The following is a 16,594-nucleotide window of genomic DNA, read 5'->3' as shown; positions in this document are numbered from 1 at the left end:
ATGAGAGTGGATAATCTCCCGTTTTTGGCCTGCTTGGGGGCTCAAAGTGGGAGATTATCCACTCTCGTCATTGGACTAGTCTTTGGGGACGTTCTTGTTTGACTAGTCGTTTAAGAACGTCCCCAATGACTACTTGCTTGTGAATAGCCAGATTGCGATGAGTACGAGGACTGCAGCGATGATGCAGACGATGGCGCCGGTGAATTTGATGCGTGAGTCGCGGGTACGCTCGCGCACCGCGTCCTCGGTGGCCTCGAGCTGGGCGACTTCTCGCTCGGTCTCGGTGTGTTCGGCTTTGTCTCGGGCCAGGGACCCTGCAAGCGACTCGGTGATCTCTGGGTGGTCGTGCACCTCGGTCGCCTGTTCGATGATCGACTGCGCATGTGCGACATCTGCTTGGGCGTTGGCGATGGTCTGCTCCTGCTCGCGGCGTGCCTTGTCCTCCGCGGCGATCTTCTCGCGCAGTTCGCGCTGACGAGTCGCGGCGGCAGTCTTCGCCGTCTGCAACTCGTCGCGCGCGGCATCGGCTTCGGTCGTCACGGCTTGGTGCGCGCGTTTTGCGTCGGCGATAGGGGCTTGAGCCTGCTCGACGGCCTGCTCGGCTGCGGCAAGTGAATGCTCAAGGTCGGCGGTGATGCGCGGGACATCTTCTTCGGCTTTACGCAGGGCATCTGCCGTGTCGGAAATCTGCATCGAGAGCTCGCTGGTGCGCACCGTATAGTTGGCGGGATTTGCCGAGGGATTGCGTTGCAGCTCGGCATACTCATGACGCAGCGTCTCGAGTTGGGCGCGCGTGGCGTCGACGGTTTGTTGTGCGGCGGCAATGCCGGCGTCTCGCTCTGCCTTCACCTTGTCGCGGATGCGCTTGGAATCCTCAAGACGTCGAACGAGGCGGTTGCCGGTCTCGCGCGAGCTCGTCTCGCGGGCCTCCACGGCATCGAGCGCGGCCTTCAGACGGAGCTCGGTCGCGTCATCCTCTGTCTTCATTTGTTCGAGCTGACCCTTGAGCTCTGTCGCTTTGGCGGCGTGGGCATCACGGTCAATCTCGGCGGCCGCTGCAGTCTTTTGGGCCGTGGCAATCGCCTGGCGCTGGTCGGCGACGATCTGGTCGTAGCGGCCTGCGATATCCTGGCGCGTCTCGAGTTCCTCGGCCTGATTGGCAATGCGCTGCTCAAGTTCGGCCAAGTGGGCGCGGGCATCGGCAAGTGCCTTTTTCGCGGCGTTCATCTCGCGCATGGCCGAGGCGCCCTGGGCGATAAAGGTGCCCACGGCGTTCGCGGTGTTCGAGACAGCGGTCCCCAGATCGCGGTTCGCGGCAGGGGAGTGCGGGGCGGTCGGGCGAGCGGTGCCGGCAGCATCCGCATCGGCAGCCTGCGGCACGGCGATATTGCCGGTACCGCCCTCGATCACAGAAAAGCCTGCTGCGTGCGGGTCGACTGCATCGGCGCCAATCGTGGGGTGCTCGAGCTGCAGAAACGAGGGCATGGTGCTGCCCTGGTCGGCAACCGGAGTCTCGCCGGGTACGAAGGTCGAGGCTGCCTCGGCGGCCTCCTCTTCCTCGGCGTCAACGTCAGCGTCGGCCACGGCGTCTTTCATCGCTTTGACGGCATCCATCATGGAGTCCATGACGGCGTCGAGCTCTTCTTCTGAAGAAACCTCGATAGGGCCCGCAGCTTGCGGAGTGGCATCATGTACGGGGTCGTCGTCCTGAGCGGGCGCATCGTCATTTTGCTCGCCTGCATCTTCGGCGCCGGGGGTTTCCGCCGTAGCGCTTTCGTCCAAGATGGGGTCGTCGAGGTCAATATCATCGCAGGTCACAGCGTCGGCATCTGCAGCGACGTCTGCGGAATCATCAATATGCTGTTGAGTCTGGGGGTCCAGCTCGTCTGTCATAGGCATGTGCTCCTCATCGTTGTTCGTCACCCTATGATAAAGTCTCGCGCTGACATCCCGCGCGCCGCAGCAAAGTTTCAAAACGTGTTCGATGGCTCGCGTCGATAGCAAAAACTCGGCCACTTTATCCAGTTTGTACTTGACATTCCCTTCGCCGAAAGACGTTGCGCCGTTCGCCTGCCATGGGCTTTATTTTTCACTTGAACCCGCTAAAGTTGCATTTCAGCTTTTGGCGCGTGAAGTTGGATGCGCGCAGTCGACGGGCGGGCCCGTCGCGATTTGAAAGGACTTTATATGGGACTTTTCACTGGTAAGACCGTGATCGTTACCGGCGGCGGCAAGGCCACGCTTAAGGACGGCTCCGCTGGTTCCATCGGCTACGGCATCGATATCGCTTTTGCCAAGGAGGGCGCAAACCTCGTCATTACCGGCCGCAACGTTGCCAAGCTCGAGGCTGCCAAGGAATCCCTCGAGGCCGAGTACGGCGTCAAGGTTCTGCCTGTTCAGGCCGATGTTTCGGCTGGTCAGGACAACGAAGCTGTCGTCCAGAACGTCATCGACAAGGCCATTGAGGAGTTCGGCCGCATCGACGCCGTCGTCAACAATGCTCAGGCCAGCGCCTCGGGTGTGACCATCGCCGACCACACCATGGATCAGTTTAACCTGGCCATTTATTCCGGTCTGTATGCCACCTATCTGTACATGCAGAAGGCCTATCCGCACCTGAAGGAGACCAAGGGCTCCGTGGTCAACTTTGCCTCGGGCGCCGGCCTGTTTGGCAACTATGGCCAGTGCAGCTATGCTGCCGCCAAGGAGGGCATCCGCGGCCTGACCCGCGTCGCTGCCAACGAGTGGGGCAAGGACGGCATCAACGTCAATATCGTTTGCCCGCTTGCTTGGACCGCTGCGCTCGAGAACTTCCAGGATGCTTATCCCGAGGCGTTCAAGGCCAACGTCCACATGCCGCCGGCTGGCCACTACGGCGACGTCGAGAAGGAAATCGGCCGCGTTGTCGTTCAGCTCTGCGGTCCCGACTTTAAGTATATGAACGGCGAGACCGTCACCCTCGAGGGTGGCATGGGCCAGCGTCCTTAGGGGTTCCGCCGTTCTACCGAACGGCGGACCGGCCGACGCTGCGCGGGCCGCATTTGGACAATCTGCCGTTCAATTTCAAGGGCGCGACCAGAAGGTCAGCGCCCTTTCATTTCACGGCACCTTGTCTCAAATGTGACCCGCTCGCTGACGTTGACAAAACATCGGCGTTTCCGTGGTTGGTAAATAGCTCCACTCATTGGGGACGTACTTAAATGAGTGCCCACAAAATGAGCGTGGATAATCTCCCGTTTTTGGTCTGTGTTTTGGGCAAAAGTGGGAGATTATCCACGCTCATTCGGTAAGCGTCCAAAAATCCGCGCTCATTTGCCGTGTCCCTGCCGCGCCACCTCTTGCGCCAGTTTCTGTCGAGTCGGTGCTTCTTGCGGGTTGCCCGTATAATGGTTTGCGTATGAACCGCAACCAAGGAGTTCCAGTTTATGGACCAGAACCTTTTTAAATTCGACCTGATCGCCGAGGACCCGACGACGCACGCGCGTGCCGGCGTACTGCACACCCCGCACGGCGACATCGAGACGCCGATTTTTATGCCCGTGGGCACCAAGGCAAACGTCAAGGGCATTCCTACCGAGACTGTCAAGAAGCTCGGCGCCCAGATCGTGCTCGCCAATACCTATCATCTGTCCATGCGTCCCGGCGAGGACACCATCGCCGAGCTGGGCGGCCTGCACAAGTTCATGAACTGGCACGGCCCCATCCTCACCGACTCGGGCGGTTTCCAGGTCTTCAGCCACAACGATGCCGTCAAGCTCACCGATGAGGGCGTGCGCTTTATCGTCAACGATTACGACGGCCGCCACGTGTTTTGGACGCCCGAGGACAACATGGAAATCGCCATGAAACTCGGCTCCGATATCTGCATGCAGCTCGACCAGTGCCCGGGCTATCCCGCCACGCGCGCCTACGTTGAGCGCGCCGTTGAGCTGTCGAGCATGTGGGCCGAGCGCTGCTATAAGGCGCATACCCGCGATGACCAGGCGCTCTTTGGCATCGTTCAGGGCGGCATGCACCTGGATCTGCGCCTGCGTTCGCTGCGCCATCTGGAGGAGTGCGGCGACTTCCCGGGCTATGGTATCGGTGGCTACTCGGTGGGCGAGGATCACGAGACCATGTTCGAGACCCTGGCGCCGCTCGTGAGCGAGTACATGCCCAAGCATAAGCCGCGCTACCTGATGGGTGTCGGCAACCCCACCACGCTCGTGCGCGGCGTGGGCGTGGGCATCGACATGTTCGACTGTGTGCTGCCGACGCGCACCGGTCGCATGGGTACGGCGTTCTCCAGTGAAGGTCGCCTTAACTTCCGTAACGCGCGCTTTGCGCACGACGACGGCCCCATCGACCCCACCTGCACCTGCCCGGTGTGCACGGGCGGCTACAGCCGCGCGCTCATCCGTCACATGGTCACGCAGAAGGAGATGCTCGGCGGCATTCTGCTGTCGATGCACAACATCTACTACCTGCTCAACCTGATGCAGCGCGCCCGCCAGGCCATTATCGAGGGTCGTTACGGCGCGTTCGTGAGTGACTGGATGAACAGCCCAGCGGCGGTGGATTACTAAGAGCGACGGACACGCTTGCAGAGCGTGGGCAACGGCAATGGCCGAGCGCCAGCCGGTCGTCACATTCGCTGACACCGGTTGCGCGACCGCTGACCGATAGCTTGCAAGTGCTTGATGCATCGTGGGTACCATACCGAATAGTTGATGTTCGGGCGGGTGTTTGACGCATGGCGTCGACCCCGCCCGCTTTTCTTTTTCTCGATAGGAGTACCCATGATTAAGAATGAGAACGTCGAGGGCGAGCCTGCCTACGACGAGACGTACCGCCGCGGCCCCGTGGTCATGCGCGGCCCCATGATTCCTAAGGACAACACCTACGCCAACCTGCTGGCGCCCGAGGAGTCGACTGACTGGCTGCACGCCGACCCCTGGCGCGTGCTGCGAATTCAGGCAGAGTTTGTCGATGGCTTTGGCGCACTTGCCGAGCTTGGACCTGCGGTGACCATCTTCGGTAGCGCCCGCACGCCCAAGACCGATCCGCTCTACAAGGCGGCGCGTACCGTCGGGCGCAAAATCGCCCAGCGCGGCGTGGCGGTTATCACCGGCGGCGGTCCCGGCGTCATGGAGGCAGCCAACAGGGGAGCGGCGAGCGCCAACGGCAAGTCGGTCGGCCTGGGTATCGAGCTTCCGCATGAGCAGGGGCTCAACAAATACGTGAACCTCGGCATGGACTTCCGCTACTTCTTTGTGCGCAAAACCATGTTCGTTAAGTACAGCTCGGGCGCCATCGTATTTCCCGGCGGCTTTGGCACGCTCGACGAGATGTTCGAGGTTCTCACGCTGGTGCAGACGCACAAGGTCAAGCGCATGCCGCTCGTGCTGGTGGGCAGCGAGTACTGGCAGGGCCTGTTCGACTGGCTCAACGGTCCGGTGATGAGCGCCGGTATGATCAGTCCGCTCGATCCGGATCTGGTACACATTACCGACGACCTCAACGAGGCCGTTGACATTGCCCTGAGCGGGCTGATGTAGAGTAGCTAAAATGGGACGGGGCTAAAAAGACCGGTGCGTAACGTTACATGCCAGTCTTTTTAGCCCCGTCCCAAATGAACTGCTTCTAAGTTGCGGTGGAATAGGGATTGATTGACGGCTAATAAGCCAAAAACAGTCCCTATTTCACCGCAACTGATGTGGGCGTCCCTAGCGAGTTGGCTGGTAGCGGGGGCAGTAGCTGATGGCGATGGCGTCGACGCCTACATGGGTGGCGATGGTGCAGCCGATGGGGCCGGTGCCGGCGTCTACGTAGTCCTGGCCCGCGAGCGCCTGGTTGACGAGCTCCTGCTCCTCGGCGGCGCCGGTCGTGAGCACGCGCACGCTGGAGCCTGGATGTTCGGCCAAAAATGCGAGGCAGTCAGCCATGGTGTTGGCGACGATGCGCTTGGCGCCGCGGCCCTTTTTGACGGCCTTGATCTCGCCCGATTTCCACTCCGGCGAAACGGCCAGACGAATGTTGAGCATCTGCGTGAGCTGGCCGGCGAGCTTAGGCGCGCGGCCGTTCTTAACGAGGTTCTCGAGCGTGCGGGGAATTAGCAGCAGATGGGCGTCAGGCAGCGTCGCGCGGATCTGCGCCTCGGTCTCGTCCAGGCTGCGGCCGTCCTCACGCATGGCCAGCGCGTACTCCACCAGTAGGCCCTCGGCGCCCGAGCCGGTGCGCGAATCGATGCAGCGCACGTCGAGCTCGTGGGTCTCGGCCACCAGGCTGGCGTTGGCATAGCAGGCGGACCACTCGCTGCACAGCGAGATAAAGATCGCGCTATCGTGGCCGTCGGCGAGCACGCGGTCAAAGAGTGCCTTGAACTCGCCGGCGCTCGGCTGCGAGGTGTGCGGTAGCTGCTCGGAGCCTGCCATGCGGGCGACGTACTCCTCAGCGGTAATCTGCACCTGGTCGAGCAGGTCCTCGCCCTCGATAATCACATGCAGCGGAATCACGTAAATGCCAAGCTCTTGAGCACGGGCGGGGGAGATGTCCGACGTGGAGTCGGTTATGATGGCAAAAGACATAATTGCACCTTTCGTTGGGGCGCGACGGCGCCGCCTTCTGAGAGCAAAGTGCGACAAGTATAGTGGAGTTGCTCTACATTGCTAGGTTCAATTGTTGAATAGTCAACAGTTTGAAGTGTCGGTGTGGAAATCATCAACTGGGGAAGAGGGATACCGATGGAGGCGCTGGAGATAGGCAAGCGGCCGGTTGTGCTGTTCGATTTTGACGGTACGGTGGCCGATACGGGTCGGGCAGTGATGACCTCGACGCGCAAGACGCTGGCTGCGCGCGGGTTTTCGGAGACGCAGATGGGTGATCTGCGCCGCATGATCGGGCCGCCCCTGTGGAAGAGCTTTCACGACTTTTACGGCTTTTCCCGCGAGGAGTCGCTTGTGGTGGCCGACGAGTACCGCGCCTTTTTTGATGAGCTGGGACCGGAGGAGTACCCCGTGTTCGATGGGATTCCCGAGCTGCTGGATGAGTTGGCCGCCCGGGGCAAGCGTATGGCCGTGGCGACGTCACGCATGGAGGCCAAATGCATCGACATGGTGCATGAGCTTGGTCTTTCTCAGTTCGAAGCCGTGGTTGGCATGAATCCTCCGCAGGGGCGCGAGACCAAGGCCGATTCGGTTCGCGATGCCCTGGCGGCGCTCGGCGCGACGGCGGACGATGCCGTGATGATCGGCGATCGCTTTAACGACGTCGAGGGCGCGCACGCGATGGGCGTGCCGTGCATCGGCATCTATTCGGGCGCGGCGGCGCCGGGTGAGCATGAGGCGGCGGGTGCCGATGCAGTGGTGCACTCGGTGGCCGAGCTTGCTAAACTTTTCTCTATCTAGGAACTAAATGTGAGGGGCGGGTACGCTTGCCGCTCATTGGTAAGGAGGTCGTCCATGAATCAGGTGGAGCAGAGCGTCGCCGAGTATGTCGACGAGGTCTGGGAAGATGTCGTCGCCGATATCGAGCAGCTGGTGAGCTATCCGTCCGTGGCAGTTTCTGCCGATGCAGAGCCCGGCGCGCCGTTTGGCCGCCCGGTCCGTGACGCGCTCGACTGTGCGCTCGGCATCGCGCAGAAGCTCGGCTATCAGACGAGCGACGACGAGGGCTATGTGGGCATTGCCGATATTCCTGGCCGCGGCGACAAGCAGCTCGCGACCATCTGCCACGTGGACGTGGTGCCCGCCGGCCCGGGCTGGAACACCGACCCGTTTGCGATGGAGCGTCGCGAGGGCTGGCTGCTCGGCCGCGGCGTTATCGACGACAAGGGTCCGGCGGTGCTGTCGCTCTACGCCGGCGCCTATCTGCTCAAGCACGGCATTACCCCGCGCTATACTTTCCGCGCGCTGCTGGGCTGCGATGAGGAAGTGGGCATGTCCGACGTTCACCATTATCTGGAGAACCACGCAGACCCCGACTTTTTGTTTACGCCCGATGCCGAGTTTCCGGTCTGCAATGCCGAGAAGGGCCAGTTTGGGGCGACGTTCGTGAGTCCCAAGATCGACGGCGGGCGCATCGTGTCGTGGAGCGGCTCCGAGGCGAGCAATGCCATTCCGTCGCAGTCCATCTGCGAGCTCGCGATTGCCGCCGATGAGCTGCCGGCGCCCGTTGAGAACGCCGACCGCCTGGAGATCACGGCGCTTGATAACGGGCATGCGCAGATTTTCGCCCACGGTATTGGCGGCCACGCTTCGATGCCTGAGGGCACCATCAACGCCGTCGGCCTGATCGTGTCGTATCTGCGCGAGGCCGAAGACGCGTTTGGTGCACGCGACGAGCGCCTGCTGACGCCTGCCGAGCACGAGTTCGTCAAGTTCCTGGCCTTTGTGCATGCGGATGCCTATGGCCGCGGCCTGGGTATCGATGCGACGAGTCCGGCGTTTGGCCCGCTTACCTGCAACGCTGGCGTCATTCGCGTGGCGGATGGCCATATTGAGCAGGTCATCGACGTGCGCTTCCCCGACAGCACGAGCGTCGATACCATTTGCGAGCAGCTCGAGCCGCTCGTCGGCCGCTTTGGCGTGACGTGCCGTGTGGGTCGTGCGAAGGTGCCGTTCTCGGTCTCTGCCGACGATCCGGCCGTGAAGGCGCTTATTGATACCTATAACGAGTTTACGGGCAAGCATGCTGAGCCCTTTGCCATGGGCGGCGGCACGTACGCGCGCAACTTTGCCCGCGCCGTCTCGTTTGGCCCCGAGGAGACCGGTCTGGAGCTGCCCGAGTGGGGCGGCCAGATGCACGGTCCCAACGAGTGCGCCAACGAGGAACAGCTCAAGCAGGCGCTCAAGATCTACATCGTGGCGATCTTACGTTTGAACGAGCTTGAGCTTTAAGGCTGCGGCGTTTTAACAACTTAGCACCCCTTTCGTCCGGGCTTTTTAAGTTGCGGTGGAATAGTTCCTAGAATGGGCCATTTGATGGCCAAGCAGGAACTATTTCACCGCAACTTTGTTTTTATTGGTGTAAAAGGCGGGTCATGCTTGGTGGCGGGTTTGTTATCCGTTTGTAAAGGCTGGGCAGAGCTTGCGGTAAGGGTCTATCAAATGTCCGTAAGAAACCGCAGATAAGGCGGTCGTCGCCCGATCGAGACCGTATCTTTCCAAACAGCAAAGCGGGCAGGGTGCCCGCGAGTCGCATGTATGAAAGGAAGATCATGCTCGATCAGGCTTATTCTCGTCGTCAGTTCCTCGGCCTTGCTGGTGGTCTTGCCAGCATCGTCGGTCTCGGTCTCGTTGGTTGCGGCGGCTCCAACGCCGCCAACACCGCTGCTGAGGGCAGCGCCGCTGCTGCCGAGTCCGTCTCGGGCGAGGTGACCTACGACGGCGCTTCCTCGTTCCAGGCTCTCGTCGAGGCTGCTGCCGAGAAGTTCATGGATGCCAACCCGGACGTCTCCGTCTCTGGCTCGGGTAACGGTTCGGGCAAGGGCCTGACCGCTGTCGCCGCCGGCACCGTCACTATCGGTAACTCCGACGTCTTCGCCGAGACCAAGCTCGAGACCGACCAGGTCAAGAACCTCGTCGACCACGAGGTCGCCGTCGTGGGCATGGGCCCCGTCGTCTCCAAGAACGTCAAGGTCGACGACCTGTCCCTCGAGCAGCTCAAGGGTATCTTCTCCGGCCAGATCACCAACTGGAAGGAGGTCGGCGGCGACGACGCCAAGATCGTCGTTCTCAACCGCAAGGCCGGCTCCGGCACCCGCGCCACCTTCGAGGCCGCCGTCTTTGGCGACGAGGCCGTCGACTTTAAGGGCGACGCCGAGCTCGACAAGTCCGGCGATGTCCAGACTCAGATGGGCAGCACCGACAACGCCATCTCCTACCTCGACTTCTCGCACTTCGATGACTCCAAGTTCAACGCCATCATGGTCGAGGGCGTCGAGCCCAAGAGCACAAACGTCACCGACGACTCCTTCAAGATCTGGGCGACCGAGCACATGTACTGTGCTAAGGACGCCGACGAGGCCACCAAGGCCTTCCTGGAGTTCATGCTTTCCGACGACGTCCAGGGCAAGCTCGTCGAGGAGCAGGGCTTTATTCCCGTTTCTGCCATGAAGGTCGTCAAGGACGCCAGTGGCAAGGTCTCCGCTAAATAAGTAATCGCCCCCGGAAAGGTTTGCAATGGCAAAACAGCTGCCAAAGCGCGAGCTTGAGAACGTGGGCCTGGGCGTCACGGGTGCGTGCGTAGCGCTCGTGACGCTTGTCGTTGCCGCGCTCATCTTTATGGTCGCCCAAAAGGGGCTCTCGGCTTTTTTCAAGGACGGCGTCTCGATCGTCGAGTTTTTTACCGGTACCAAGTGGGACCTGGCCAACACGGCCGAAAACGGCCTGCCCTACACTGGCGCCCTGCCCCTGATCGTCACCTCGTTTGCGGTCATGGTGCTCTCCACGCTCATCGCACTGCCCATCGCCATCGGCTCTGCCATCTTTGCGGTCGAGATTCAGCCTAAGTTTGGCTCCAAGGTTTTTCAGCCGCTCATTGAGCTTTTGACCGGTATTCCCTCGGTCGTCTTTGGCCTGATCGGCTTTCACGTGGTCGTCGGCCTTATGAAGAGCGTTTTCCATGTGAGCACGGGTCTGGGTATCTTGCCCGGCGCTATCGTGCTGGCAGTCATGATTCTGCCGACGATGACCACGCTTTCGGTCGATGGCCTGCGCGCTGTGCCCGACAGCTACCGTCAGGGCTCGCTCGCACTGGGCTACACCCGCTGGCAGACCATCTGGCACGTGGTGCTCAAGTCCGCCATGCCGTCGCTCATGACCGCGGTCATCCTTGGCATGACCCGCGCCTTTGGCGAAACGCTCGCCGTGCGCATGGTTATCGGCGGCATCGAGGCCATGCCGACGTCGCTGCTGTCGCCCGCCTCGACCATCACCACCACGCTCACCACATCTATGGCTGTCTATGCCGAGGGCTCGGCCCAGGACGACGTCCTGTGGGCGCTCGGTCTTCTGCTGATGGGCATGAGCCTCATCTTCATCCTGATCATCCATCTCATTGGCCGCAAGGGGGCGAAGGCTCGTGGCTAGCACGCGCATCCATATCGACGAGGCGAGACTCGGGCGTGTCCAAAGGCAGGACCGCATCGCCACGGGCGTGCTGACGGCGATCGTCGCCATCGTCATGCTCATCGTCGTCTCCATGGTGGCCTACATCCTGTTCGAGGGCATCTCGACGCTGTTCCAGCCGGGCTTCCTCACGCAGCCTGCGCGCGCCAACGGAACCCAGGGCGGCGTGCTCTACCAGCTGTTCGACTCGTTTTACCTGCTGCTGATCACCCTGATCATCTCGGTGCCCATCAGCCTGGGCGGCGCGGTCTTTTTGGTTGAGTACGCGCCCGATGGGCCTATCCGCGACATCGCCTCCACCGCTATCGAGACCTTGTCCTCGTTGCCTTCCATCGTCGTCGGCATGTTCGGCTTTCTGGTGTTCTCGGTGCAGCTGGGCTGGAAGTACTCCATCATCTCCGGCGCCGTCGCGCTCACCATGTTCAACATCCCCATCCTGGTGCGCGTGATTCAGCAGGCGCTCGAGGACGTGCCGCAGGCCCAGCGCGATGCGTGCCTGGCCATGGGACTCACCCGCTGGGAGGCCACGCTGCACATTCTGATTCCCGAGGCCATGCCCGCCATCGTGACCGGCATCGTGCTTTCGGCCGGCCGTGTCTTTGGCGAGGCCGCGGCGCTGCTCTTTACCTCGGGCATGAGCTCGCCGGTGCGTCTGAACTTCTTGAGCTTTAACCTGTCGAGTCCCACCTGCGCCTGGAACGTGTTCCGCCCCGGTGAGTCGCTCGCCGTGCACATCTACAAGATTTACGGTGAGGGCAGCCCCGAGGCCCAGCAGATCGTTTGGGGCACCGCGGCGCTGCTGATGATTTGCGTGCTGCTGTTTAACGTAGTCGCCCGTATCGTGGGCAAGCAACTGGCAAGGAGGATGACGGCCGAATGAGCGAGATAAATGCGACGCCCGCAACCGATGCGGCCACGTCCGAGACCCAGGACTTTCTGTCGAGTGTGGGGGAGAGCGAGAAGCACGTGCGCGTGAGCGGCAAGGCCGTGAGCGACGAGGTCGTGCTCTCCACCAAGGACGTCAACGTGTACTATGGCGACCACCATGCGCTGCACGACACGTCGCTCGACTTCCACAAGGGTGAGATCACGGCGCTCATCGGGCCTTCGGGCTGCGGCAAGTCGACCTTCTTGCGCAGCCTCAACCTGATGAATCGCGAGATTCGCGGCTGCCGCGTGGAGGGCGAGATCAGCTACCGCGGACGCAACGTGAACACCAAGACCGAGAATACCTACGAGCTGCGCCGGTCCATTGGCATGGTGTTTCAGCAGCCCAACCCCTTCCGCAAGTCCATTCGAGACAACATCACGTTTGCGCCCAAGCGCCACGGCATCACCGACCGCGACGAGCTCGATCGCATGGTCGAGGAAAGCCTGCGCGGTGCGGCCCTGTGGGACGAGGTCAAGGACAAGCTCGACAAGAGCGCCTACGCGCTTTCGGGCGGTCAGCAGCAGCGTTTGTGCATCGCGCGCACGCTGGCACTCAACCCCGACGTAATCCTGTTTGACGAGCCCTGCTCGGCGCTCGACCCCATCTCGACGCTGGCGATCGAGGACCTCATGTCGTCGATCGTGGCCGACCGCGCCATCGTCATCGTGACGCACAACATGGAGCAGGCGTCGCGCGTTTCCAACCGCACGGCGTTTTTCTACATGGGCGATATGGTCGAGTACGACGAGACCGACGAGATTTTCCAACGGCCCAAGGATAAGCGGCTGAATGATTACCTCACCGGCATGTTCTCCTAGTCCGGGACATGCTTGAGGCCCGCGGCGGCCACGGTTGCCGCGGGGCTGATTGGAGAGGCGGGTCATCTCTTGCGGGAGATGGCCCGCCTTTTTGCGTCGCGTGCTGGTGCGCTTGCCCAAAACCACCACAAAGGTGCCTGTCCCCTTTGTGGTGGTTTTCGCTATCATGGACAACGTTGAATCTCTACGAAGGAGCAGGGCATATGGCGATTCTTTTGGGATGCGATTCCATCAGCCTAGAGTTTCCCACCAAGCATATTTTCGATAGCGTGACGCTCGGCGTGGGCGAGGGCGACCGCATTGGTATTGTCGGTAAAAACGGCGACGGCAAGTCGACGCTGCTGAGCGTGCTCGCCGGCACGCTGGAGCCCGATGACGGACGCGTGACGCACCGCCGCGGCACCACGATCGGTCTACTCGGTCAAAAGGATCAGCTTGTCGACACCGATACCGTGCATCATGCCGTTGTGGGCGACACGCCCGAGTATGAGTGGGCGTCGAGTCCGCGTACGCGCCAGATTCTGGCCGGTCTTATTAGCGATGTGCCCTGGGAGGGCATGGTGGGCGAGCTCTCGGGCGGTCAGCGCCGTCGCGTGGACCTTGCGCGCCTGCTGATCGGCGACTACGATGTGCTCATGCTCGACGAGCCCACCAACCACCTGGACATGCGCACCATCAACTGGCTTGCGCGTCACTTAAAGGCCCGCTGGCAGCGCGGCCAGGGCGCCATGCTCGTGGTCACGCACGACCGCTGGTTCTTGGACGAGGTCTGCACCAGCATGTGGGAGGTCCACGACGGCCAGGTCGATCCCTTCGAGGGCGGCTACTCGGCATATATCCTGCAGTGCGTGGAGCGCGACCGCATGGCCGCCGTTACCGAGGAGCGCCGTCGCAACATGGCGCGCAAGGAGCTCGCGTGGCTGAGCCGCGGCGCCCAGGCGCGTTCCACCAAGCCCAAGTTTCGCGTTGAGGCTGCTCGCGAGCTGATCGCCGACGTACCGCCCGTGCGTGACGAGCTGGAGCTCAAGCGCCTTGCCGTGAGCCGCCTAGGCAAGCAGGTCATCGACGTGGTCGATGTGGACGCCGGCTATGCGGATACCGATGGCGCGCCCAAGCAGGTGCTCACCGACGTGACCTGGCTCATCGGTGCGGGCGACCGCTATGGTCTTTTGGGCGAGAACGGCGCCGGCAAGTCCACGTTGCTCGACGTGATTCAGGGCAAGATCGCGCCCCTGCGCGGTCGCGTAAAGATCGGCCAGACGGTGCGCTTTGGCGTGCTGTCGCAGCAGCTCGAGGAGCTCGAGCCCTACATGGGCGACACGATTCGCGAGGTGCTCAGCCACTATAAGAAGTACTACGTCATCGACGGCAAGGAGACTTCGCCCGAGAAGCTCTGCGAGCGTCTGGGCTTTACGACGCAGCAGCTCTGGAGTCGTATCGGCGATCTTTCGGGCGGCCAGCGCCGTCGCCTGTCGCTGCTGCTGACGATCCTGGACGAGCCCAACGTGCTTATCCTGGACGAGCCGGGCAACGACCTCGATACCGACATGCTGGCGATTGTCGAGGACCTGCTCGACGGCTGGCCGGGCACGCTGATCCTGGTGACGCACGACCGCTTCTTGATGGAGCGCGTGACCGACCAACAGTGGGCGCTGCTCGACGGCCACCTGACGCATATGCCCGGCGGCGTCGACCAGTACCTGCGCCTGTGCAACGCCACTGCCGAGGGCGAACCCGTGGGCGCACCGAGTGCCAAGACCGGCACGTTCGACACCGGCGCCGCGGCAGCTGCGGCCGAAAAGCCCAAGTCGAGCGGTCAGCCCAACGGCCTTTCCAATGCCGAGCGCCAGAAGCTTCGCCGCGAGGTGAGCTCACTCGAGCGCAAAATGGAGACGCAGCGCGCCCGCGTGGAGGAGGCCGAGGCCGCGATGGCTCAGGTCGACCCCACCAACTACACGGCGCTGGGCGAGCAGCAGGCAAAGATCGACGAGGCCCACGCCGCCATGGACGAGCTGGAGATGGCGTGGCTCGAGGCGAGCGAGAAGCTCGAGGGCGAGGAGTAGGCGAGGATGATCAAGGCCGCGTTTTTCGATATCGACGGCACGCTGCTGAGCTTTAAGACCCACCGGATTCCGGCGTCGGCACAGCAGGTGCTCGACAGCTTTCACGAGCAGGGGATCGCGTGTGTGATTGCTACGGGTCGCCCGACCTACCAGATGCCCGATTGGCTGTTCAACTTGGGTTGGGATGCGTACATTACGCTTTCGGGTCAGCGCTGTTTTGATGCCAAGGGCGTTTACCGTAGCTGCCCGATTGACCCGGACGACGTTGCGGTGATTGTGGACCAGGTGGCGCAGGGGCGCTATGACTCGCTGTGTATGCAGGGCGAGAACTCGTTTGTGAACCGCCTGTCCGAGCGCGTGGTGACGGCAGGCAGCAACGCGGGAATCGTCTACCACGAGGAGCCGTTTGAACACGCCTTCGATGCGCCGGTTTACCAGTTCTGCGCCTTTGTGGACCCTGCCGACGAGCATATCGTGACCGACACCGTGTCGCATTCGCTCACCACGCGCTGGTGCGATCTGTTCTGCGACATTATTCCGGCCAACGGCGGAAAGGACCTGGGCGTGGCGGCGACGCTGGAGCGGCTGGGCATCGACGCGAGCGAGGCGATCGCCTTTGGCGACGGTGAGAACGACCTGTCAATGTTTTCTGCCGTGGGCACAAGCGTGGCCATGGGTAATGCGCAGGACACGGTGAAAGCTGCAGCGACCTATGTGACGACAGCCGTGGACGACGATGGCATCTACAACGCCGCGAAGCACTTTGGCCTCGTGTAGCTACGACCCGGCACTTGGGGACGTTCCTTATCTGCCGGCAGCTAGGGACACTCCTTGCGCGCTGCGTGCCGTGTCGCCTTGCTTGCCCCGCGTGTTTTGTGAAACGCGGCTAACTTTTTGGTCAATGAAGTAAGACATGGGCAACTTTTGCGGTAAAGTAAGCCGTGGAAAGTATCCAAAGGCTAACTAGAAGCCATCGCGAAAGGCGGCCCATGGCCCTACGTGAATCCGGAGAAGACTATCTCGAATCGATCTACGTTCTGTCGCAGCGCCAAGGCACGGTGCGCTCAATCGACGTCGCCGAATACTTGGGCGTAACCAAAGCAAGCGTCTCTAAAGCCATGGCAGCCTTGGAGAGCACCGGCTACGTGGAGATGGGCAAACGCGACGTGCATCTGACGGAACGCGGTCTTGAGGTTGCCCGTCAAATGTGGGAGCGCCACTGCTTTTTCGTGGGGCTGCTGGAGGATGCGGGTGTTTCGGCTGAGGTCGCGTCGCAAGAGGGCTGCCACATGGAGCATTGCCTGAGCGAGGAGAGCTTTGAGAAGCTGAGGGCGATGTTGGGACGGGGCGAGGCGACGGATTCAACCTCGGAATCCTAGCAGGTCCTCAGTAGCGCGGAGTTCGCGCAAAGCGCGAACCAGCGAAAAGGGGAGAGGGGTTCGGAGAATAACGAGTCCGACGCAGTCCAAAGTGCAGCTATCGGTGCGCGACGCCACCACAGCTGGGCTATCTCTGCGTTCCCAAAGAGGCTCGCCTCCCGCGCCGGAACGGCGCGGGACAGCGATCGGGACCAGTAGCCCCACCAACTAAGTCCAACTCAGACAAGGAACCCCGCCAGCAAGCGATGCCCAAGAACCGCCGGCTGTGTCGCCGCAGGCCGGGGCCGGGCTTGGT

Annotated in this window: 14 protein-coding genes; 12 read left to right on the top strand and 2 right to left on the bottom strand. The window is 61.9% G+C overall.

What is annotated here, in order from left to right; all coding sequences use genetic code 11:
• Positions 1 to 129: 129 nt before the first annotated feature.
• The gene (locus ACEG18_RS07270) at positions 130 to 1,893 is read right to left on the bottom strand and encodes a coiled-coil domain-containing protein (protein ID WP_372542035.1); all 1,764 of its coding nucleotides are present in this window, start codon (positions 1,891 to 1,893) and stop codon (positions 130 to 132) included.
• A 294-nt stretch (positions 1,894 to 2,187) separates the two neighbouring features.
• On the opposite strand from ACEG18_RS07270, the gene ACEG18_RS07265 reads away from it, so the two are divergent.
• The 3 genes from ACEG18_RS07265 (at position 2,188) to ACEG18_RS07255 (ending at position 5,537) form a co-directional block, all read left to right on the top strand.
• A complete protein-coding gene (locus tag ACEG18_RS07265; RefSeq protein ID WP_006235414.1) occupies positions 2,188 to 2,988 on the top strand; it encodes an SDR family NAD(P)-dependent oxidoreductase in 801 nt (266 codons plus the stop codon).
• 437 nt (positions 2,989 to 3,425) lie between these two features.
• Positions 3,426 to 4,565, top strand: a complete 1,140-nt coding sequence (gene tgt, locus ACEG18_RS07260) for a tRNA guanosine(34) transglycosylase Tgt (RefSeq protein WP_055250876.1) — start codon at positions 3,426 to 3,428, stop codon at positions 4,563 to 4,565.
• Between the two features lie 213 nt (positions 4,566 to 4,778).
• The gene (locus tag ACEG18_RS07255; protein ID WP_372542032.1) at positions 4,779 to 5,537 is read left to right on the top strand and encodes an LOG family protein; all 759 of its coding nucleotides are present in this window, start codon (positions 4,779 to 4,781) and stop codon (positions 5,535 to 5,537) included.
• A 168-nt stretch (positions 5,538 to 5,705) separates the two neighbouring features.
• Here the strand turns inward: ACEG18_RS07255 and ACEG18_RS07250 are convergent, their stop codons facing one another.
• Positions 5,706 to 6,566, bottom strand: a complete 861-nt coding sequence (locus tag ACEG18_RS07250) for a DegV family protein (RefSeq protein ID WP_372542031.1) — start codon at positions 6,564 to 6,566, stop codon at positions 5,706 to 5,708.
• Between the two features lie 123 nt (positions 6,567 to 6,689).
• On the opposite strand from ACEG18_RS07250, the gene ACEG18_RS07245 reads away from it, so the two are divergent.
• From ACEG18_RS07245 to ACEG18_RS07205, 9 genes are all read left to right on the top strand, one after another.
• Positions 6,690 to 7,385 carry an HAD hydrolase-like protein gene (locus ACEG18_RS07245; protein WP_372542029.1) on the top strand — a complete coding sequence of 232 codons (696 nt, stop codon included), beginning with the start codon at positions 6,690 to 6,692 and terminating at the stop codon, positions 7,383 to 7,385.
• A 54-nt stretch (positions 7,386 to 7,439) separates the two neighbouring features.
• Positions 7,440 to 8,876, top strand: a complete 1,437-nt coding sequence (locus ACEG18_RS07240) for a M20 family metallopeptidase (RefSeq protein WP_372542028.1) — start codon at positions 7,440 to 7,442, stop codon at positions 8,874 to 8,876.
• Between the two features lie 320 nt (positions 8,877 to 9,196).
• A complete protein-coding gene (locus tag ACEG18_RS07235; RefSeq protein ID WP_372542026.1) occupies positions 9,197 to 10,135 on the top strand; it encodes a phosphate ABC transporter substrate-binding protein in 939 nt (312 codons plus the stop codon).
• A gap of 25 nt (positions 10,136 to 10,160) precedes the next feature.
• Positions 10,161 to 11,069, top strand: coding sequence for a phosphate ABC transporter permease subunit PstC (pstC, locus tag ACEG18_RS07230; protein WP_055252651.1), 909 nt, complete (start codon positions 10,161 to 10,163; stop codon positions 11,067 to 11,069).
• Entirely contained in the window at positions 11,062 to 11,988 is a 927-nt protein-coding gene (gene pstA / locus ACEG18_RS07225) for a phosphate ABC transporter permease PstA (RefSeq protein WP_195445851.1), read from the top strand. The genes pstC and pstA overlap by 8 nt, the downstream gene beginning before the upstream one ends.
• A complete protein-coding gene (gene pstB, locus ACEG18_RS07220; protein WP_372542024.1) occupies positions 11,985 to 12,857 on the top strand; it encodes a phosphate ABC transporter ATP-binding protein PstB in 873 nt (290 codons plus the stop codon). Before pstA ends, pstB begins: the two co-directional genes overlap by 4 nt.
• Positions 12,858 to 13,060: 203 nt before the next feature.
• Entirely contained in the window at positions 13,061 to 14,920 is a 1,860-nt protein-coding gene (locus ACEG18_RS07215) for an ABC-F family ATP-binding cassette domain-containing protein (RefSeq protein WP_372542022.1), read from the top strand.
• Positions 14,921 to 14,926: 6 nt separating this feature from the next.
• Positions 14,927 to 15,697, top strand: a complete 771-nt coding sequence (locus ACEG18_RS07210; RefSeq protein WP_372542020.1) for a Cof-type HAD-IIB family hydrolase — start codon at positions 14,927 to 14,929, stop codon at positions 15,695 to 15,697.
• A gap of 212 nt (positions 15,698 to 15,909) precedes the next feature.
• On the top strand, positions 15,910 to 16,299 hold the full coding sequence (locus ACEG18_RS07205; RefSeq protein ID WP_372542018.1) for a metal-dependent transcriptional regulator: 390 nt from the start codon (positions 15,910 to 15,912) through the stop codon (positions 16,297 to 16,299).
• The last annotated feature ends 295 nt before the right edge of the window (positions 16,300 to 16,594 follow it).

Source organism: Collinsella aerofaciens (assembly GCF_041537385.1).
Taxonomy (GTDB): Bacteria; Actinomycetota; Coriobacteriia; order Coriobacteriales; family Coriobacteriaceae; genus Collinsella; species Collinsella aerofaciens_BV.
The sequence above is the reverse complement of the archived record's forward strand: the minus strand, read 5'-3'. Positions and strand labels throughout refer to the sequence as shown.